The sequence below is a fragment of the Nonomuraea sp. NPDC003727 genome (assembly GCF_053586935.1).
The window spans coordinates 417,003-435,036 of the sequence record NZ_JBSFNE010000010.1 but is presented as its reverse complement, the minus strand read 5'-3'; the positions used below and the strand labels follow the sequence as shown (position 1 = coordinate 435,036).

The following is an 18,034-nucleotide window of genomic DNA, read 5'->3' as shown; positions in this document are numbered from 1 at the left end:
GCCGACGGCTGGTGCCGTCCGCTGTCGCTGCTGCTGACGCCTGGTCAGCATGGCGATGGCCCGCAGATGCGGGCGGTCCTGGAGCGGATCCGCATCCCCCGGATCGGGCCGGGACGTCCCCGGACGCGGCCCGACAGCGTGTCGGCCGACAAGGCCTACAGCTCCCGCGCCAACCGGCGCTATCTGCGCGGGCGCAAGATCCGCCACATCATCCCCGAGCCTCGTGATCAACGGGCCAACCGGCGCAGGCGCGGCTCGGCGGGAGGCCGCCCGGTCGGGTTCGACGCCGAGCGGTATAAGAAGCGCAACGTGGTGGAGCGGGCGATCAACCGGCTCAAGAACTTCCGCGCGGTGGCCACCCGCTACGACAAACGCGCCTACATCTTCCTGGGAACCGTCACGGTCGCAGCCTTGGTCATCTGGCTCCGCACGTGATCCAGGAAACAGCTCCTAGTGCGGGCCGGGCCGCCAGGCGATGGTGAGCAGGTGGCCGCTCACTCCCAGCAGTGACGGGACGGACTCCATCGAGCGCTGGGCATCGAGAGCATGATCCCGTCCTTCGCGGCTGCGTGCGCCGTCTCCCGCTGCCGCTCCTCGGTGTACGAGCCCATGTAGACCGTGTCGTGCACGGCTGCGAATCGGTTGATGGTCGCGGCGGCCACCAGCCCGCCGGGCCGTACGGCACGCCGAGCCTCGGCCAGCGGCCGCACCCGGTCGGCGCGCTCGGCCAGGTGGTAGAGCGGGCCAGCAGCAGGACCGCGTCCGCGCTCGCGTCCGGCACCGGAAGCTCCCGTGCGTCGCCCAGCCGCGCCGTCACCCCGGCCAGCTCCGCGGCCCGCTCCACGTGCAGCGGGACCGGATCCAGCAGCTCGACCTCGTAGCCGTCGGAGACCAGCCACTCGGCGTGCACCCCGGTGCCGCCACCCACGTCCAGCACCCGGGCCGGAGCGGGCCGCAGCAACCGGCGCAGCACATCTTGTGTCCGCCAGAACTCCAACCGGTCACGCCCTGCGCGAAGCCGACCGTGCTCCCTGTCCTGTCCGTAGTAGGCGAGCAGCTCCCGTGTGATCGTGAGCCGCGCACCGCGGGCGAACGAGTTACTCCCCAACCGTTCCACGGCCCGTTCGACCTGCCAGGTGTCCTTGCCGCATCACTGGCCGTACTGCCTTCGAGCCCCCGGCTGATCTCGCCTCCAGGCCGCCACCAGGTCGTCGTCGGTCATGGCGCCTCCTTGACGATCCCCGTCGTGACAGCGCGGTTTCGATCCGACAGAGCCCGGAAACACTACGCAAAGTGATTCATCGCTACTCATAGTTATCAAAGGAGGCTTGTCATGATCAAGTCACTTATCCTGATTCCGGCACTCGCCGCGGTAGCGGCCGTCTTCTCCGGTACCGCCGGCGCGACCGCACACGACCCGTCGCCCTACCAGTTCGTCGAGATGACCGGTGCCCAGGAGGTTCCCGGTCCCGGCGATCCGGACGGCGTGGGGATCTTCGCCTGGAGGGTGAGCGGACGGTCGCTCTGCTACGTCATCACCGCCCACAACATCCAGCCCGCGACCGCGGCGCACATCCATGAAGGAAGGGTGGGTGTGGCGGGTCCGATCGTGGTGACGTTGCAGGCGCCCACCCGGGGCTTCGCAAGCGACTGCATTCGCGCCGTGAAGCACCAGACGGCCGACAACGCCGCCACCACGCTGACCCGCGACGAACTGCATGCCATCCTCCAGAACCCGAGCCAGTTCTACACCAACGTCCACAACGCGGAGTTCCCGGATGGCGCCATCCGTGGCCAGCTCACCGAAGCCGTCTGACGAATCCTGGCCCTGCGGTGTCCGCGGAGAGATCCTTCGGTCACCCGCCCAACGCGGCCGGCCGTACGGGCACCGGCCAGCGCTTGCTCGATGACGTCAAGTGACCGCTTCACGGACTTCGTGCCCGTGAAGCGGCACCATCTGTGCGCCGTTCGGGCGCCGGTGGCGATCAACTGGTTTCGACATGTCGATGAGCATCAGCGCCATGCCTCGGAGCGGCTGGTCTATGGTGGCCGGCCATGAGAACCCTCATCGTCGGCGGCAGTGGCTTTCTGGGCCGCGAACTCGTTCGACAGTGTCTGCTCGCCGGGCACGAGGTGGCTGCCACCTATCTGACCCGGCCAGGGGAGACCGCCGGTCTTGAGTGGCTGCCGCTCGACGTGCGCCGGCGAGAGGACGTCGATGTGCTGATCGGCGCATTCCGGCCAGAGGTGATCATCAACGCTGCTTTTCGGCAGACGGATTGGACGACCACGGCGACCGGCGCGGCGAACGTGGCTCTGGCTGTCTCCAGGGAAGGTGGACGCCTCGTCCACGTCTCGAGCGACGCGGTCTTCTCGGGCGCCGCGATTCGCTACGACGAGACGTGCGTCCCTGACCCGATCAGCCCGTACGGCGCGGCCAAAGCCGCCGCCGAGACAGCGGTGAACGCGATCGTGCCTGCTGCGGTGACAGCCCGGACGTCCTTGATCATCGGCGACGGCGACTCCTCGCACGAGGTCCTGGTGCATGCACTTGCCACCGGTAGGTCGAAAGGAGCGCTGTTCACCGATGACGTGCGGTGTCCCGTGCACAAGGCTGATCTCGCTGCGGCGCTTCTGGAACTTGCCGCCTCCGAGCACCGGGGTGTCCACCATGTCGCCGGAGCCGATGCCGTCAGCCGATACGAGCTCGGGCTGCTCATCGCCCGCCGCGATGGCCTCGACGCGGACCGGTTGCCTACAGGCCGCCGGGCGGACACCGGCTTGCCCGGTCCGACAGACGTGCGCTTGGACTGTGCCATGACTCAGCGGCGGCTTCGGACCACGTTGCGCGGCGCGCGGCAATTTCTCGGCGACGGCCGGCGATGATCGCGACCCCAGTCTGAAAAGCAGGGCAGCCGGCCTGCGGGATCGCCAGGTTGCCGGAGTGCTGGATTTGATCGAGCTGCAATTTCCAGATCAGAGCAGGCTGCGGGTCACCGGGGGCGGTGGCCCTTCCTCTTACGGCTCGCCGGTACGGCCCGGCGGCCGGAGCCGTTCTGGGCGGGTTTCGGTGCCTGCCGCCGTGCCGGTTTCTCCACAGGAGGGGCGGGGGTACGGCCGCGCGAGCTGTTCACTGTCCGGCCGCGGACGATGCCGATGAACTCTTCCACCAGGTCAGTGGTCGCGTCCGTGGGCCAGGCCAGCGCGACCTGGGACTGCGGCGCGTCCAGCACCGGCCGGTAGGTGAGATCCCTGCGGTGGTGGAGGCGTGCCAGCGACTGCGGCACCAGGAGAAGCCCGGTGCCGGCCGCCACCAGGGTGACCGCGTCCGCCGTCGTGTCCGGGCGGGTGAACGCGGGCAGCCCGGGCCGGACCGTCCACTCGATGGTGTCGTCCAGAGGATGGAACACCTCGCCGTCGGTCAGGTCGGCGATGGCCACCTCGTCGACGGCGGCCACCGCGTGGTCCTTGGGCACCACGACCACCGTGGTCTCCACGTAGAGCGGAATCACGCTGAGCCCGTCACGGTCGACCGGCAGCCTGACGAATCCGGCGTCGGCGCCGCCGTCCCGCAGGAGTCCCACCGCCTCGGAGACGGGGACCGCGACCAGGGTGATCGGCACACCGGGCATCCTCTCGGTCCAGGTGTTGACCCATTTCGCGGGTGTCACCCCGGGCACGTACGCCAGCCGGAACGCCCTGCCGCTCTCCCCATCAGTCACTTCCTCAGGGTACCGACGTCAGGGGAACCCCTTCCGACTGACTACTCTTGACGCCATGACCTCGCCCAAACGGAAGACCATCCAGACGATGAAGCCGGAGACGGCGGCCAAGAAGCTGGGTGTCCTCTTCTCGGCCACGCCCGCCGAGTTCCAGGCGGGTGTCGTCTCCAGGGACGAGCTGAACGAGTTGCAGTCGACGCCACCCGCCTGGCTCGCTGACCTGCGCCGCAACGGCCCGCACCCCAAGCAGGTCGTCGCCGCGAAGCTCGGGGTCTCCATTTCCGGCCTGACCAGAGGCGGGATCACCGGGCCGCTCACCACCGCTGAGATCGACGCGCTGAAGGAAGAGAACCCGGCGTGGCTGGAGCGCGAGCGGTCCATCCAGGCCGAGACCCGCAAAGAAGCACTCCGCCTCAAGCAACGCTAGACAGCTGAGATCCTGCACGTCTCCGACCGGAGACGAGCCCGGAAATCCTTGATCATCGGCGACGGTGACTCCCCGCGCGGTGCCCTGATGCGTTCACGTGCCACCGGCCGGGCGAGAGGAGCGCTGTTCGCCGATGACGTGCGGTGTCCCGTGCGGAAGGCTGACCTTGCCGGGGCGCTTCCGCTGGAGCCGATGCCGTCAGCCGATACGCTGTGACGCGCCTGCCGGCGAACCCCTGTACACCGGATGGATCTGGTGCCGGTAGACGGTCCCGGTCGCCGACCACACCGGGTGGCCGAGCGGGCGATGCCGCCCGGCCTGCGCTGAAGGGGGCGACGCGGCCGGCCTGCGCTGAAGCGGGCGACGCGGCCGGCCTGCGCTGAAGCGGGCGACGCGACCGGCCTGCGCTGAAGCGGGCGATGCCGCCCGGCCTGCGCTGAAGGGGGCGACGCGGCCGGCCTGCGACTGAAGCGGGCGACGCGACCCGCCTGCGCTGAAGGCGGTCATTGGGATGCCAGGAGCGTCCTGGCGACGCTCTGTTCCATCTGGGCGCCGCTCGCGCCACGGCACCGGCCGTGGCTGTTGCCGGTGTCGGCCGGAGGCGGGCTGCCGGGGTTCAGTCCGGGCAGAAGGGTGGTATCCGGTCCTCCGGTTCCGGCTCTCCGGTCGGAACTTCCGTCTCAGAAGACCCAGAAGGCGTCAGCCGTACCAGAACGCGACAGGCACGGGTCGGTTCTGTCGTAGCCGTTGCTCACACTCGTCTCCACAACCGTCCATCAGGGAGGAACCCATGGCGAGGGGATCCAGGCGAGGCAGGGGCAAGGGCAGGCGACGCGGCATCGGCGATCTGTGGATCTTAGGACTGATCGCCGCGGTCGTGGTGGTCGCGCTGGTGGTCCAGTTCGCCCGTGCCCACCCGGGTTGGGCAGTGGCGCTGGCCGGCCTGCTGTCGGTGCTCTTCGGCGGCGGCCTCGTGCTCCGCTACCGGATCATCCAGGCGGCACGCGTGCGGTTCCTGGCGGCGAACGCCGAGTTGGAGAAGGTCGACCGGATGACCGGCACCCAGTTCGAGCACCTGGTCGCCGAACGGATGATCACCGACGGGTTCCGCCAGGTCCGTGAGCGGGGCCGCAGCGGTGACGGCGGGGTGGACATCACGGCCGTGGCCCCGGGGCATGGGCGCTACGCCGTCCAGTGCAAGCGCTACAGCAAGACCGTCGGCGCGCCGGAGGTTCGCAACTTCCTCGGGGCGCTGGCCAACACCTTCGCCGGACACACCGGCGTCCTGATCACTTCCGGTCGGCTCACCCGGCAGGCCCGCCAGGAGGCGCTGGCGGCCAGGCAGCCGCTGATCCTGGTCGAGCGCGACCGGCTGGCGGACTGGTTACTGGGGACGATCTCGCTGCTGCCGGTACGGCCCGCGGGGCGGCTGGTCGAGGGGGACGAACTCGTGGGCTGAGGGTCGCCGCCGATCCGCTGCCGATCCGCTCCCGACCCCTGCCGACCGGCTGCCGATCCGCTCGCGACTCCTCGCGACCGGCGGCCGATCCGCTCAGGATGCCGAGCTTGCTGCTCAGCCGTGGTCGAAGCGGACCGGTTCGCCTGCCCCAGCGGGTGCGGGGTGCTCGCGAGCTAGAAACGCCAGAAGGCCCACTGGGGCCTCCCTGGAATCGAACCAGGAGAGAAGGAAGCCCACGAATGGCCGCACCCGCCGGAGCGCAAGGAAGGCGGGAGAGCTAGATCCAGACCGGCGCCCGTGCGGGCCGCCCGGTTCCAATGAGGTGAGAAGGAAGCTCTCCCATGGCCTTGCGATCGCCACGGTATCAGGCCGGGATGAGCTCGTGCAGCGTGGCGGGCGTGTAGACCCGCGCCCCGGCCGGGAGGTCGGCGGGCGCCTCCAGCCCGATGTACGTGGTGTGCCCGCCCTGGGAGGCCTTGGCCCGCAGCAAGCCGGCCAGGTAGCCGACCCGGAGCTGGTCGCGCTCCACGATCGAGCGCACGAGCAGCGACGCGGTGACCCGGTTGCCCTCGACCTGGTTGAACGCCGGGTGGCCGGACATGGACAGGTGCAGCCACTTCACCCGCCACGCGCCGTCGTCGCCGCGCAGGAAGGCCAGGGGCAGCGCGATACGGCCGGAACCGCGCAGGTCGGACTTCATCCGCACGGTACGCGGCTCGAACGGCCTGCCTTCCTGCGCGGCGTCCCTGGTCATGTAGCCGAAGAACGCCTCGGCCGCCTCGTCGAACCGCTCGCCCGCGTAGATGTTGACCTGGGGGATGATGATCGGCTGGGTGGCGTCGGACAGGCGGATGTCGATGAACTCCGAGGCGCCGTCGGTGGCGTCGGTGAGATCGCCCGAGTAGGTCGCGTAGCCGTTGGCGTAGGCCGTCCACGAGATGTGCGTCGGGTTGTCGTAGGTGGCGTCGAGCATGAGCGCGGACAGGTCGTAGTCGGTACGCCGTTCGGCCTGGCGCCAGTGCACGAAGAACCGGAGCAGCTCGCCGTCCACGGGTGACAGCGAACCGCGCGGCAGCATGCCGAGCCCGGGGCTGACGGCCTTGCCCGACAGGGGCAGCGCCACGTCGAGCACGGCCGGGTCGACGATCAGCTCGCCGGGGTCGGGCAGGCGGCTGGAGATCTCCTCGTCCAGGTGGGCGAGCAGCTGACCGAGGACCTCCTCGTCGAGCGGGGGGCGGACGTCGGGGGTCGTCCAGGCCCTGCCGTACCGGTTGGTGAAGACCCGGTCCGCGGGGGCGAGCCGGTTCTGCAGGTGCTCGCGCAGGGAGAGCAGCACGCGGCCGGAGGCGCGTGCGGCCGACCGCCGCGCTGCCTCCAGGACGGCGGAGCCGCCGCTCACGCGCAGCAGGTGGTCGAGGCGGCGCAGCAGCGCGCCGGGCGTGTTCTCCAGCAGCGAGAGGGCCTCCTCGGTACGGCCCGCGGCCAGCGCGGCCTCGACCCGGCTGTCGAAGCCCGCCGCCTTGCGCGCACCCCTGGCCACCTCGAAGACCTGGGCCGCCCGGGGGAACTGCGGGTACTCGTGGGGATGCAGCCGCTCGCCGAGCCGCTTCCACTGCTCCCGGTGGCGCTGCACGTCCCCGTGCTTGGCCGTCGGGACGGTGTCCAGGGCGGCCAGCAGGATGCGGCGTTCGGCACGGCGGAAGGAGCGCAGGCGGGTGGGGGTGGCCAGGGTGACGTCGCCGCCGGAGCAGGCGCAGGCCAGCCGGAGCACGTCTGTCACGGTGTCGACGAGCAGCGGCTGCCCGGCCGCCAGCCGTACCTCGTTGATGACGGCCCGGTTCTCGCGTACCGGGACGCGCTCGGGCCGCTCGTCGGCGCAGAAGGCGGCCAGCTCGCGCAGGGCGGCCAGGTCCTCGGCGGCGAGCGGGACCTCGGAGCCGGCCAGCGAGAGGTAGAGCTCTCGCGCTTCGTCGCGCAGGTTGCCGCCCAGCTCCAGCACGGTCACCCGGTCGCGGGCCAGGGGGACCAGCTCGGCGTGCGCGGCCAGCAGGTCGGCGTAGGTGTGCTGGTAGCCGCCGTATCGCGGCAGGTCGAGCAGGTTGAGGACGTCCGGCCGCAGCCGGGTGGCGGCGACCGGGTCGAGCATGGCCTCGCGCAGCAGCCCGGCCCAGAACTCCAGGGTGTCCGGGACGTTCCTGGGGAAGTCGATGAAGTAGGCGTTGTGCTCGACGTGGTCGCCGACCAGGCGGCGGACCGCGCCGAGGACACGCACGCCCAGGTCGATCACCTGCTCGCCGGGCAGCCCCGCCAGGCGGGCGAGCAACGCCGGCGAGCAGGTGAAGCCGACGCTGAGCAGCGCCGCGTCGAGCTGCCGGGCGGCCGCCTCCCCCCAGCCGGGCGTGCCGTCCCCGGCGGCGCGGACGGGAACACGCAGGCGCCGGGCAATGATGAGATCTTCCACGGAGGAACGATAGAGGGTGGACATGTGGGGATCGCCACCGAAATAGCGACGCCTGCGGCCTCCACGGGCCGTCAGGTGCCTGGGGCGCGGTACTGCACCTCCTGCCTCGTCGCCTCGTCGATCTCCTCGGGTGTCAGCAGGACGACCGTCCTGGTCCGGGCCGCGCCGGACGCCGACACCGCGAGGCCCACGGCGGCCATGCTCACGTTGTCCGGCATGTCGGCGATGGCGTACAGGTCCATCTCGCCGAAGGCGAAGTACATCTGCTCGATCCGGCCGCCGACGCTCTCGGCCATGCGTTCGGCCGCCTCGCGGCGTGCGGTGCCGCCCTCCTGGAGCACGCCCTTGATGCCGTCCGCGGTGTAGTTCAGCTGGATGAGGTACTTGGGCATGGGTCGACCCCTTTCCGTGCCACCGCTCCCGTGGGAACGGCCGTGCCTGCGGTCACCTGGACGGGGTTCTCGGCTTCGGGTGACGCTAACCCCAGGCGCCGGTGTGGTTTGCGCCTGCGCGATGGGCGCCGCCCGGCCCGGCGGGCCGGCGGGGGCGGACCCGGCGTGACTTCGCAAGTTCTTGGAGTACCAAGACCGAAGGTAGACGTGAAGACCTCTCGCAAAGCATTCTGACGTGCGAAAGTGGTCGCACTGTGATTGCTCCCCCAGCGTTCCCTCTCGACCTGGTCGCCATGCCGAACGGCGATGTCCTCGTGCTGCCCGCCGTGTGGCCGGTACGGCTGACGCCCGAGCAGCAGCATCAGCTCGCCGAGATCCTCTCGACCCACAACCGGCATGAGGGCGAACCGGAGTCCTGACATCCCGGGCGAGCCGATCGCCGCGGGCGCCCGCCGCGATCAGCTTCTGTTCGCAAGGCCTTCCCCGGACGTCGGTGCCGTCCGGCGGGAGGGGCGGGCGGTGGCGCCCGCGACGCACGGGTCGCTCGGTCAGGAGCGCCGGGACCGGGTCACCGGGCGGGCAGGACGTTCAGGCGCTTCAGCAGGTCGCGGGCCAGCGGGATGCGCTTGCCCGTGTCGCCGTCCTGGACCACGTCGATGTTGAGCGCGAAGGTGTACAGGCGGCCGCCGCGCTCGACCCAGCCCACCCACCAGCCGACGCTCGGCGTGACGTCGAAGGCCCAGCCGGTCTTGCCGTACAGGGTGTAGCCGTCCTTCTCCTCGATCTTGAGCATGTCGGCGACCAGACGCTGGTTCTTCACCGACGCGGGCAACTGCTGACGGGCGAACCTGGACAGGAAGCGCGTCTGCTCGACCGCCGAGATCTCCAGCGGCCCTTCCAGCCAGAACGTGTCCACCACGCCGCCGACCTCGCGGTTGCCGTAGCCGAGCCGGTGGAGCCACTGCTGTTCCCGCTTCAGCCCGATACGGCGGGCGATCGTCTGGAAGACGGGCACGTTGGAGGCCCTGATCGCGTCGCCGAGGTTCATGTCCTTCTCCCACTCGGGGAAGCGCTGCGGCTTACCGCCGTACGGGATGACCTCCTTGTCGTCCTTGACGGCGCCGGTCTCCAGCGCGACGAGGGCGTGCGGGATCTTGAAGGTGGACGCGGGGATCAGGCGGCGTTCGGCCCTGGCCCGGTCGACGACCGTGACGCGGCCGCTCGAGACGTCGAGGAGGGCGAAGGCGCCGCGGACGCCTGCCTGGTCGAACAGCGCTCGCAGGTCATCGCGCACGATCGGCCCCGGCTGGACGGTGACCTGGACGGGGGTGGTGGAAAGGGTGGCGTGGGCGGTTCCGCCGAGCAGCGCGGAGACCGCCACGAGGGCGGCGCCGGCCATCATCTGGGGACGTTTCATGCCGGAGATCAGATCAGCACCGCGAACGACATGTCCAATAGTGATATCGCCCCAGATCGATGGAGATTCCGATATCGCGCCTGGCAGACGCCATGAGAGGGCCCGACCTTCGCTGGAAGGCCGGGCCCGAGGGTCGTCATCTTCTTGCTGGAAACTTCCGAAAAACAGCGACAGCTTTCTGCAGGAAGCCGTCAGGCCGGATCATGACGCGGCAGCTGACGATCCGTCACGCGGGCGCGTTGCGGGGCGTGCGGTGCTTCAGCGTGATCCGGTTCGAGCGTCGCGCCGGTTCGAGCGTGATCGTGCGGGCCGTTGCCGGAACATGGCGTAGGTCGTGCGTGATCATGATGGTCGTGCGTCCCTCCATCAGCCGCGCCAGAGGCTCCATGATCCGCGCCGCGGTGGCCTCGTCGAGGCCGGTCATCGGCTCGTCCAGCACCAGCACGGGCGCGTCGCGCAGGATGGCCCTGGCGATCGCGATGCGCTGGCGCTGCCCGCCCGACATCAGCCGTCCCCGCTGCCCGATCGGTGTGTCGTACCGCTGGGGCAGAGCGTTGACGAAGTCGTGCACCCCGGCTAGCACCGCCGCCTCCACGACCTCGTCGAGTGTCGCGTCCGGCCTGCCGTACGCGATGTTGTCCCGTACGGTCCCCGAGAACAGCAGGCTCTCCTGGTGGAGCAGCGTGATGTTGTCGCGGAGAGAGGCCATGGTGACGTCGCGGATGTCGGTGCCGTCGAGCAGGACGCTTCCCGCCAGCGGGTCGTAGAAGCGCAGCAGCAGCTTGGCCAGCGTCGACTTGCCCGCGCCGCTCGGCCCCGTCACCACCACCAGCTCGCCGGGCGACACGGTGAACGACACGTTCTGGAGCGTCGGCCGGCGGCGCTGCGGATAGGTGAAGGAGACATGGGCGAACTCGATGTACCCCCGGCTGCGCGTGGCCAGCGGTACGGCGGAGGCCTTGTCGGCGACCGCGGGACGGGCCTTCAGCACCTCCATGACCCTGTCGGAGCCGGCCGCCGCCTCCGAGACCGTCAGCGCGATCTCGCCGAGCTGCTGCACGGACGGATACAGGTAGGCCAGGTAGGCGGCGAACGCCAGCAGGCCACCGATGGTGAGGCGTCCCGAGGCGATCTCCCAGGCGCCGAAGCCGATGATGACGATCAGGCAGAGCGTCTCCAGCACCTGGACGGCAGGGCCGTACGCGCCGGACAGCCACGCCTGCGTCATGTTCGCCCTCAGCCAGGTGCGCCCCTCCCTGTGCAGGTGGCGCGACTCCGACTCCTGGCGGTTGTACGCCTGGACGAGTGACTGGTTGGACAGGCTCTCCTCGATGACGCTGTTCATCGCCCCGTTGCTGAGCCGCTCGCGGGCCGCCGCCGTCCTGAACCTGCCGGCGAACAGCTTGGACACCAGCAGGAACGCGGGGACGAGCGCCATCGTCACCAGGGCCAGGTCCCACCGGATGTAGAAGGCGGCACCCGCGAAGAACACCACGCTGGCGACGGTGGTCAACACCTTGACAAGCCCTGACCCGACCAGTTCCTCGATGGCCGCCACGTCGTCGGTGAGCCTGGCCATCAGGTCGCCCAGCTTGCGGTTGTCGAAGAAGTCGGGTGTGAGGGTCTCCAGGTGCGCGAAGATCCTGTCCCTCAGCTTGAGCAGGAAACGTTCGGCGCCGAGCGCCGTGACATAGGTGGCGCCGAAGGAGAACAGGCCCGCGATCACGGCTACGCCCAGCCAGACCGCCGCGGGGCTCCAGAATGCCGCGAGGTTGCCGGAGCTGAGCACCTCGTCGGTGATGTAGCCGAACAGCGCGATCCCCGCCACTTCACACAGCGCGGCCAGGAGGGCGAGGACGCCGCCGACGGCGAACAGCTTCCGGAGGCCACGGGTGTCGGGCCAGAACTCCTTGAACGTCCTGCGGATGGTGACAGCCGGGGCGAGGGGGGAGCTGTCACGAGCATTAAATGAGAGCCGACGGATTATCCATCGGCTCTCACGAGAACTAACTACCACCATCCCCACCAGCGCCGGCGCCAGCCCCAGCCGCCGCCGCAACCGCACCGGCGACGCCAGCAGCCTCCGCCCCAGCCCCAGCCGTTCTGAGAGGTCGGGTAGATCCGTGTGAGAGTCATCGTTCCTCCCCGTGAAGTGGCTCTCGTTTCAATTCAGAACACTAGCACCCAAATCGGGATGAATCATCAATTATCGCGCATATTGAACATCTCTTTGCGGCAGGATCTCAGGGAGATCGGCTGGCCTATTTATGTAAATGCACGTTAAACCCTTCACAGGTTTGCGATACCTGGCCGGACCTGGGCAAACGCGACGTCAAGCTGATGCTGTACGGATGTCAGCGCGCGAAAGTTGCGACCTTGTTTCGTTGTACGGGCAAGGAAGTTCGTGCAACAAATCGGGCGCCAAATTCCAGCCGGGGATGCGGATGTTTCGGCATAAGGATGGTGATTTGACGGCGTGTCGCCAGGGTTATGCCTGCCGCGTCGTCTGCTCGCGGCCCCTCGGTGAGAGCCGGGAGGGTCCCGGCGGATCCCGTACGGCGAGGCGAAGGACCGCGCGCAAGCCACCCGGATCCTCGCGCCGGGCCCCACGAGGGCATGGAGTGACGGCGGGGAGAGCGGGGGAGCCGGAGGGCCGTCGGTCGGGAGGTGGTGCGGGGCCGGGAGCGGCGCTGAACCGTGTGCAGCCGGAAGATGTGCGGCGGCCAAGAGTGGTGCGGGGTCGGGAGCGGCGCTCAACAGTGTGCAGCCGGGAGAGGCGCGGCGGCCAGGAGTGGTGCGGGCTCCGGGAGGAGCGCTGAGCAGGCGAAGGTGTGCAGCCGGGAGACGCGCGTCGGCCGGACGTGTGCGCAGGCGCGTCGCGGGCCATGAGTGCCATGGCGGAAGCGCGGAACAGGACGGGAAGCCTGGGGTCGGCGGAGGGGACGGGGAGATCGGTGGACCGCCGGGGTCATGGGGTCCGGCGACGCAGGACCGACGCCGGCGCGGGGAGTGGGGCGGGGTGTGAGGGAGGACGACGGCCGCGGGGGAGTGCGGTGGGGCGAGGGGAGGGGAGCTGCGGGGGTGCGGTGGGGCGCGGAACCGGAGGCTGCGGGGGAGTGGGGTGGGGCGAGGGGTCAGGGGGTTGCTGGGGAGTGGGCGGGTTGCGGGACGGAGGCGCAGGGGGTCTGGCGGGAGCGGTGAGGCGCAGGTCGGCCGGCGGGCCGCGGCCTGCGCCTCCGGTGGTCACACCCCCGCGCGGGCGCGGCTGCTGCCGGCCATCGACCGGTCGAACGTCGTCGCCTCCGGGGTCTCCTCCATGTCCTTGTGCGTCTCCTCCATGCGCAGGGCCACTCCGAGCGCGAAGCACGTCGGCGCCCACTCGCCGATGAAGATCCCCCACCGGTCGGCCCTGTCGATGTTCTCGGCGGTCCTGGAGGCCATCCAGGAGATGATGGACGCGCCGATGGCGGCGAACCCCGCGGCGTACATGTGGCTGGACCTGAGGCCCATGGCGTGCAACTTCTTGATCATCTAAGATCCCCCCTTGTCGTGGGGAACCTGCCCTTCCCATCGGACGGAAACCCGGCGTGGGACACAAAGAATTGGCATCCGGCGCCGGCCATGCCCGCAGGGGATGGCCGCTCCACCGTCCGACCCGCGGTCCGCCTGTCCCGCTGTCTGTCCGACCCACGGTCCGTCTGGCCTGCTGCCTGCTCGACCCGCGGTCTGTCTGTCCGACCTGTAGTCCGTCTGATCCGCTGTCTGTCCGTCACCCGTAGTCCGACGCCCGTAGTCCGTCTGGCCCGCTCGCCGTCCGAGCCGCCGGCCGTCCCGCAGGAGGAGACCCTGTGACCGCTGATCGCCACCGCCCCGGCTACGTCCGCCGCCGTCTGGGCCGGGCGCTGCTCGGCTACGCCGTCGCCCTGCTCGTGGCCGCCGTGGTGGTGGCCGTCTGGTGGCTGACCCGGTGAGCGCGGCCCAGGCTCGCACCCGAGTCAGGCATTGGCCGTCTACCGCAGGTGGGTCGCCCTGCTGGCCGCGGTGACCGTCCTGTCGATCTGCAAGCCGTGGGGGAGGACCCGCTGGGGACGCCGCGTGGCCGCCCGGATCCGCCCGGATCCGCCCGGATCCGCCCGGATCCGCCCGGACGCCAGGACGGTCGTGTCCGCGATGACCGCCACCGGTCTCCCGATCGGCGATCCAGAGGACGGCGACGTGCTCGACGTCGCCGGTCTGGACGCCTGGTCGCCGATGGCGGTCGGCGGGTTGCTGAGGTCCTGACGTCCGGGTCGACGGCCCGCTCCTACACGCCGTTCACGCCGTTGAGCAGGCTGGTGCCTTCCAGCAGCTTGCCGAGCAGGTCGGTGATCTGGTCGGTGTTGCCTCGGCTCGGCACCTCCCAGGCCGCCGCGGCGGCCGGGCCCGTTGCCATGCCCAGCGCCAGGACGACGCCGGCGGTCGTGATCGCGAAGCGCTTCATGTTGTGTTCCCCCTTGAAGATCCTTGCCCGGCACGCTATCGATTCCGGTGGCAATGGCCCGTCAAGCACGGGGCTGTGTTCGTCAACGGGATCACGGCCGCGCGGGACGGCTCGCGGTGCAGGGGACGGCCGGCGCCACGGCCGACGAGGTGGCCCTTTTGCCGCCTCTTGGGGCGTCTCCTGGCACCGTGAAGTATGGACTCCTCGGGGGAGCGCTGGTCCGCACTCCGTGACCAGGCCGCCCGCCTGGCCTTTCCCGACTGGGTGCCCGGACCCGACGACTGGACCTCCCTGTACACCAGCTTCGAGGAGGGCGGCGCCCCGCTGACGGAGGTGGCCGTCTACCGGGGCCACGACCGCATCCACTTCATCCGCTACACCGGCAACGAGCTGATCGCCTTCTGGACCAGGCTGGTCGACCGGATCGCCGAGTGACACCCGCCGCTGAACCGCGAAATTGTCGGTCAGGTACGAAAGACTGATGCCATCATGGTGATCTCCCCTTCGCTTCCCTTCACTCCCGTGCGCTCGCCCTCGGGCGACATCGTGGTGTTCTACACCGGCACGGAGCCGCGCATGACGCGTGAGCAGGCGCTGGCGCTCGCCGACCGGCTGCGTGAGCTGGCCACCGAGACCCCGCCCACCGGCATGGCCGCCGGGATCCTCTGCGGAGCCGACCGGCCGTGACCCCGGCCGCCTCCAGGACCCCGGCCGCCTCCAGGACCCCGGCGGCTTCCAAGACCCCAGCCGCCTCCAGGACCGCGTCCGCCGGCCCGGATGAAGGCATGCGCCTGTACGTCGAGCTGGCGCTGACCGCCGCCGAGCGGGAGCGGGTCCGCGCGCTGGCCGGCGACGTGCCGGTGTGGTTCGCCCGGCCCAAGGAGCACACCGCCCGCGACGCCGAGGCGTTCGCCGGGGCGCGGGTCGCGGTCGGCAACTGCCCGCCCGAATGGCTGTCGGCGGCGCGCCACCTGCGGTGGCTCCAGCTGTCGTCCATGGGCGTCGACCGGTACGTGGGCCTCGACTGGGCCACGCTCGGGCGGCGGATCACCGTCACGAACGTGTCGGGTGCGTTCGCCGACCCCGTCGCCCAGACCTGTCTGGCGGGCATCCTCGCGCTGTACCGGGGGGTCGACGAGCTGGTCCGGCTGGGGGAGCGGCGGACCTGGTCGGACCGGCCGCTCCGGCCGGGGCTGCGGCTGCTGACCGGGGCCTCGGTGGTCGTCCTCGGGGCCGGTACGATCGCGCGGCGGCTGGCCGAGCTACTGGCCCCTTTCGGCTGCCGTGTCACGCTCTACTCCCGCAGGATGACCCCGGACGAGCTCGACGCCCTGCTGCCGGGGACCGACGTGCTGGTGGGGCTGCTGCCCGGCACGCCTGAGACGGCCGGCCTGCTCGACGCGACCCGGCTGGCGCTGCTGCCGCCCGGCGCGATCTTCGTCAACGCCGGGCGCGGCTCCCTGGTCGACGAGGCGGCGCTGGTGGCGGCGCTGCGCGAGGGACGGCTCGGCGGCGCGGTCCTCGACGTGACGGCCACGGAGCCGCTGCCGCCCGGGCACCCGTTGTGGAGCTGTCCGAACACGCTGCTCACCCAGCACACGGCGGGCGGCTCCGACCGGGAGTCGGAGCAGATCCTCGAGATCTTCGAGGACAACTGGCGCAGGTTCGTCGCGGGCCGGCCGCTGCGCAATGTCGTGCAGTGGTCGCGCGGGTTCTGAGCACCGGCCGGGCGGCAGGATCGCCCGTGCTCTCCCGCCAGGCGGCGGTCGAGAGTTTTACCTTTCCCGCAGCCAGGCCGCTGACCTGGGGTTTCGCGTGCTGCGTGCTGTGAGCGTGATCACACGTCACCGATTTGTGACCAGTCGCCCCCTTGCTGGGGCGGTTGGGCCGTTTGTACGGTCCCTTCATTGCCACTTAACAACTTGTTCAGTGCAGAGAATCGAGACGTTCGATGGCAGCTGAGCCCTTGGGCGACCGGATCCGTGCCTACCGTCTTATGCGCCAGATGACCGTCAGGGGTCTGGCGGCACAGGCACAGGCCAGCGCCAGCTTCATCAGCCAGTTGGAGCGCGGCCAGACCAGTGCCAGCGTCGGGATGCTGCGGCGGGTCGCCGTCGCGCTCGGCATCACGGTGGCCGATCTGTTCAGCGAGGACGAGGTGGACGGCCACCGCATCGTCAGGCGGTCCGAGCGCCCCGAACTGCACGCGGGACGCGGATCGCGCAAGTACCTGATCTCGCAGCGACCACTCCAGAACCTGGAGGTGTACAGCGGCGAGTTCGACCCGGGCGCATCCACCGGCGAGGAGCAGTACACCCACGGCGACTCGCAGGAGATCCTGCTCGTCCTGCGCGGCACCGTCACCGTCCATCTGGGGGACAGGGAACTGTCCCCGATGGGTCCCGGCGACAGCGTCGAGTACCGCACCTCCATCCCCCACCGCGTCGTCAACGACGGCGACGAGGAGGCCGAGGTCCTCTGGATCATCGGCCCCCCCACCCCCGACTGAACCCCACACGAACCCCACATCACGCTCTACGAGGGGGCAACCCCATGCTCATCCGACCCAAGCGACTGGCCGGTACGGCCATCGCCACGGCCTCCCTCCTCCTGGTCGCGGCCTGCGGCGGCAGCGCCGCCGCGCCCGCGGACATCGACCTCGGTTCGGGACCCGCACAGTCCGGAGCCGTGAAGAAGGACGCCCTGAAGGGCGTCAACATGACCTTCGTCTCCTACGGCGGCGTCTACCAGAAGGGCCAGCAGGACGCGGCCATCGACCCCTTCGCCAAGGAGTCGGGCGCCCAGGTGCTCCAGGACGGCCCGACCGACTACGCCAAGATCAAGGCGCAGGTCGACTCCTCCAACGTCACCTGGGACGTCGTCGACACCGACTCCATCTGGGCCGAGGCCCAGTGCGGCAAGCTGCTCCAGCCGCTCGACTACACGATCATCGACAAGTCGAAGGTGCCGGCGGGCCTGGCCACCGAGTGCAGCGTCCCCGCGATGCAGTACGGCATGGTCCTCGCCTACAACAAGGACAAGTTCGGCGCCAACCCGCCGCAGGGCTGGGCGGACTTCTTCGACACCGCGAAGTTCCCCGGCAAGCGCGCCGTCCCCGGCATCCCGGGCGACGCGGCGCCCGGCCCGTACGAGGCCGCGCTGGTGGCCGACGGCGTGGCCGCCGACAAGCTCTACCCGCTCGACGTCGCCAGGGCCACCAAGAAGCTCGACGCCGTCCGCGGCGACCTGGTCTTCTGGAAGACCGGCGCCGAGTCGCAGCAGCTGCTGGAGTCGGGCGAGGTCGACATGGTCATGATGTGGAGCGGCCGCGCCTACGCCGGCATCAAGAACGGCGCGAAGTTCGACGTCCAGTGGAACGAGTGGATGCCGATCATGGACTCGCTGAGCGTTCCCAAGAACGCCAGGAACCCCAAGGCGGCCATGGCGATGATCAACTACTACCTGGGCGCCCAACAGCAGGCCAAGCTCACCGAGCTGACCTCCTACTCGCCCATCCACACCGACGCCCAGCCCAAGCTCGACGAGCTCGGCACCTCCTTCCTGACCACCCGCCCCGAGATCGTGGACAAGAGCCTCAAGGTGGACGGCGCGTGGTGGGCGAAGAACCAGCCCGAGATGATCGAGAAGTGGTCCGCCTGGCTCGGAGGCTGAGCGC

The 18,034-nt window shown here is 70.1% G+C and carries 21 protein-coding genes; 13 read left to right on the top strand and 8 right to left on the bottom strand.

Annotated elements, in window-relative coordinates; all coding sequences use genetic code 11:
• The coding region (locus ACWDLG_RS27090) for an IS5 family transposase (protein WP_449924911.1) at positions 1 to 435 on the top strand (435 nt) is incomplete at its 5' end.
• Here the strand turns inward: ACWDLG_RS27090 and ACWDLG_RS27085 are convergent.
• Positions 416 to 973 carry a class I SAM-dependent methyltransferase gene (locus ACWDLG_RS27085; RefSeq protein WP_449924944.1) on the bottom strand — a complete coding sequence of 186 codons (558 nt, stop codon included), beginning with the start codon at positions 971 to 973 and terminating at the stop codon, positions 416 to 418. The two genes, ACWDLG_RS27090 and ACWDLG_RS27085, sit on opposite strands and share 20 nt — an antisense overlap.
• A 360-nt stretch (positions 974 to 1,333) precedes the next feature.
• Between ACWDLG_RS27085 and ACWDLG_RS27080 the strand changes: the two genes are divergently transcribed.
• Together ACWDLG_RS27080 and ACWDLG_RS27075 are read left to right on the top strand one after the other, a co-directional pair.
• Positions 1,334 to 1,816 carry a CHRD domain-containing protein gene (locus ACWDLG_RS27080; protein WP_354904914.1) on the top strand — a complete coding sequence of 161 codons (483 nt, stop codon included), beginning with the start codon at positions 1,334 to 1,336 and terminating at the stop codon, positions 1,814 to 1,816.
• A 239-nt stretch (positions 1,817 to 2,055) separates the two neighbouring features.
• Positions 2,056 to 2,886: an SDR family oxidoreductase gene (locus ACWDLG_RS27075; protein ID WP_449924908.1), complete on the top strand. Its 831-nt coding sequence runs from the start codon at positions 2,056 to 2,058 to the stop codon at positions 2,884 to 2,886.
• A gap of 107 nt (positions 2,887 to 2,993) precedes the next feature.
• Here the strand turns inward: ACWDLG_RS27075 and ACWDLG_RS27070 are convergent, their stop codons facing one another.
• Positions 2,994 to 3,722, bottom strand: a complete 729-nt coding sequence (locus ACWDLG_RS27070) for a LysR family substrate-binding domain-containing protein (RefSeq protein WP_449924906.1) — start codon at positions 3,720 to 3,722, stop codon at positions 2,994 to 2,996.
• Between the two features lie 55 nt (positions 3,723 to 3,777).
• On the opposite strand from ACWDLG_RS27070, the gene ACWDLG_RS27065 reads away from it, so the two are divergent.
• On the top strand, positions 3,778 to 4,149 hold the full coding sequence (locus ACWDLG_RS27065; RefSeq protein WP_449924903.1) for a DUF5997 family protein: 372 nt from the start codon (positions 3,778 to 3,780) through the stop codon (positions 4,147 to 4,149).
• A 790-nt stretch (positions 4,150 to 4,939) separates the two neighbouring features.
• Positions 4,940 to 5,608, top strand: coding sequence for a restriction endonuclease (locus tag ACWDLG_RS27060; RefSeq protein ID WP_449924900.1), 669 nt, complete (start codon positions 4,940 to 4,942; stop codon positions 5,606 to 5,608).
• A 364-nt stretch (positions 5,609 to 5,972) separates the two neighbouring features.
• Here the strand turns inward: ACWDLG_RS27060 and ACWDLG_RS27055 are convergent, their stop codons facing one another.
• Together ACWDLG_RS27055 and ACWDLG_RS27050 are read right to left on the bottom strand one after the other, a co-directional pair.
• Positions 5,973 to 8,069, bottom strand: a complete 2,097-nt coding sequence (locus tag ACWDLG_RS27055; protein ID WP_449924897.1) for a hypothetical protein — start codon at positions 8,067 to 8,069, stop codon at positions 5,973 to 5,975.
• Positions 8,070 to 8,140: 71 nt separating this feature from the next.
• Positions 8,141 to 8,461: a GYD domain-containing protein gene (locus tag ACWDLG_RS27050; protein WP_449924895.1), complete on the bottom strand. Its 321-nt coding sequence runs from the start codon at positions 8,459 to 8,461 to the stop codon at positions 8,141 to 8,143.
• 254 nt (positions 8,462 to 8,715) lie between these two features.
• Between ACWDLG_RS27050 and ACWDLG_RS27045 the strand changes: the two genes are divergently transcribed.
• Positions 8,716 to 8,880 carry a hypothetical protein gene (locus ACWDLG_RS27045; RefSeq protein ID WP_449924892.1) on the top strand — a complete coding sequence of 55 codons (165 nt, stop codon included), beginning with the start codon at positions 8,716 to 8,718 and terminating at the stop codon, positions 8,878 to 8,880.
• Positions 8,881 to 9,029: 149 nt separating this feature from the next.
• Here the strand turns inward: ACWDLG_RS27045 and blaOXA are convergent, their stop codons facing one another.
• From blaOXA to ACWDLG_RS27030, 3 genes are all read right to left on the bottom strand, one after another.
• Entirely contained in the window at positions 9,030 to 9,878 is an 849-nt protein-coding gene (gene blaOXA, locus ACWDLG_RS27040; protein WP_449924889.1) for a class D beta-lactamase, read from the bottom strand.
• A 226-nt stretch (positions 9,879 to 10,104) separates the two neighbouring features.
• The gene (locus ACWDLG_RS27035) at positions 10,105 to 11,943 is read right to left on the bottom strand and encodes an ABC transporter ATP-binding protein (RefSeq protein WP_354904889.1); all 1,839 of its coding nucleotides are present in this window, start codon (positions 11,941 to 11,943) and stop codon (positions 10,105 to 10,107) included.
• A gap of 1,178 nt (positions 11,944 to 13,121) precedes the next feature.
• Positions 13,122 to 13,409: a hypothetical protein gene (locus tag ACWDLG_RS27030; protein WP_449924886.1), complete on the bottom strand. Its 288-nt coding sequence runs from the start codon at positions 13,407 to 13,409 to the stop codon at positions 13,122 to 13,124.
• 317 nt (positions 13,410 to 13,726) lie between these two features.
• Here ACWDLG_RS27030 and ACWDLG_RS27025 point away from each other — a divergent pair, with 317 nt between their 5' ends.
• Both ACWDLG_RS27025 and ACWDLG_RS27020 read left to right on the top strand, forming a co-directional pair.
• Positions 13,727 to 13,849, top strand: a complete 123-nt coding sequence (locus ACWDLG_RS27025) for a hypothetical protein (protein WP_354904885.1) — start codon at positions 13,727 to 13,729, stop codon at positions 13,847 to 13,849.
• A gap of 31 nt (positions 13,850 to 13,880) precedes the next feature.
• Positions 13,881 to 14,159, top strand: a complete 279-nt coding sequence (locus ACWDLG_RS27020; protein WP_449924883.1) for a hypothetical protein — start codon at positions 13,881 to 13,883, stop codon at positions 14,157 to 14,159.
• Positions 14,160 to 14,181: 22 nt separating this feature from the next.
• Here the strand turns inward: ACWDLG_RS27020 and ACWDLG_RS27015 are convergent, their stop codons facing one another.
• Positions 14,182 to 14,358 carry a hypothetical protein gene (locus ACWDLG_RS27015; RefSeq protein WP_354904881.1) on the bottom strand — a complete coding sequence of 59 codons (177 nt, stop codon included), beginning with the start codon at positions 14,356 to 14,358 and terminating at the stop codon, positions 14,182 to 14,184.
• Between the two features lie 195 nt (positions 14,359 to 14,553).
• Between ACWDLG_RS27015 and ACWDLG_RS27010 the strand changes: the two genes are divergently transcribed.
• The 5 genes from ACWDLG_RS27010 (at position 14,554) to ACWDLG_RS26990 (ending at position 18,030) form a co-directional block, all read left to right on the top strand.
• Positions 14,554 to 14,793 (top strand): hypothetical protein, encoded by a 240-nt coding sequence (locus ACWDLG_RS27010; RefSeq protein WP_449924880.1) that lies wholly within the window; start codon positions 14,554 to 14,556, stop codon positions 14,791 to 14,793.
• 54 nt (positions 14,794 to 14,847) lie between these two features.
• Complete coding sequence (locus ACWDLG_RS27005; protein ID WP_354904877.1) at positions 14,848 to 15,045, top strand: hypothetical protein; 198 nt, start codon at positions 14,848 to 14,850, stop codon at positions 15,043 to 15,045.
• A 98-nt stretch (positions 15,046 to 15,143) separates the two neighbouring features.
• On the top strand, positions 15,144 to 16,076 hold the full coding sequence (locus ACWDLG_RS27000; protein ID WP_449924877.1) for a D-2-hydroxyacid dehydrogenase: 933 nt from the start codon (positions 15,144 to 15,146) through the stop codon (positions 16,074 to 16,076).
• A 233-nt stretch (positions 16,077 to 16,309) separates the two neighbouring features.
• The gene (locus ACWDLG_RS26995; RefSeq protein WP_449924874.1) at positions 16,310 to 16,867 is read left to right on the top strand and encodes a helix-turn-helix domain-containing protein; all 558 of its coding nucleotides are present in this window, start codon (positions 16,310 to 16,312) and stop codon (positions 16,865 to 16,867) included.
• Between the two features lie 44 nt (positions 16,868 to 16,911).
• Complete coding sequence (locus ACWDLG_RS26990; protein ID WP_449924871.1) at positions 16,912 to 18,030, top strand: ABC transporter substrate-binding protein; 1,119 nt, start codon at positions 16,912 to 16,914, stop codon at positions 18,028 to 18,030.
• Positions 18,031 to 18,034: the final 4 nt, after the last annotated feature.

Bases quoted from the DNA above. Each gene is read 5' to 3' on its own strand.
- ACWDLG_RS27000 (WP_449924877.1), top strand. From the start codon at position 15,144: ATGCGCCTGTACGTCGAGCTGGCGCTGACCGCCGCCGAGCGGGAGCGG.
- ACWDLG_RS27010 (WP_449924880.1), top strand. From the start codon at position 14,554: ATGGACTCCTCGGGGGAGCGCTGGTCCGCACTCCGTGACCAGGCCGCC.
- blaOXA (WP_449924889.1), bottom strand. From the start codon at position 9,878: ATGAAACGTCCCCAGATGATGGCCGGCGCCGCCCTCGTGGCGGTCTCC.
- ACWDLG_RS27005 (WP_354904877.1), top strand. From the start codon at position 14,848: ATGGTGATCTCCCCTTCGCTTCCCTTCACTCCCGTGCGCTCGCCCTCG.
- ACWDLG_RS27015 (WP_354904881.1), bottom strand. From the start codon at position 14,358: ATGAAGCGCTTCGCGATCACGACCGCCGGCGTCGTCCTGGCGCTGGGC.
- ACWDLG_RS26990 (WP_449924871.1), top strand. From the start codon at position 16,912: ATGCTCATCCGACCCAAGCGACTGGCCGGTACGGCCATCGCCACGGCC.
- ACWDLG_RS27075 (WP_449924908.1), top strand. From the start codon at position 2,056: ATGAGAACCCTCATCGTCGGCGGCAGTGGCTTTCTGGGCCGCGAACTC.
- ACWDLG_RS26995 (WP_449924874.1), top strand. From the start codon at position 16,310: ATGGCAGCTGAGCCCTTGGGCGACCGGATCCGTGCCTACCGTCTTATG.
- ACWDLG_RS27030 (WP_449924886.1), bottom strand. From the start codon at position 13,409: ATGATCAAGAAGTTGCACGCCATGGGCCTCAGGTCCAGCCACATGTAC.
- ACWDLG_RS27065 (WP_449924903.1), top strand. From the start codon at position 3,778: ATGACCTCGCCCAAACGGAAGACCATCCAGACGATGAAGCCGGAGACG.
- ACWDLG_RS27060 (WP_449924900.1), top strand. From the start codon at position 4,940: ATGGCGAGGGGATCCAGGCGAGGCAGGGGCAAGGGCAGGCGACGCGGC.
- ACWDLG_RS27080 (WP_354904914.1), top strand. From the start codon at position 1,334: ATGATCAAGTCACTTATCCTGATTCCGGCACTCGCCGCGGTAGCGGCC.
- ACWDLG_RS27050 (WP_449924895.1), bottom strand. From the start codon at position 8,461: ATGCCCAAGTACCTCATCCAGCTGAACTACACCGCGGACGGCATCAAG.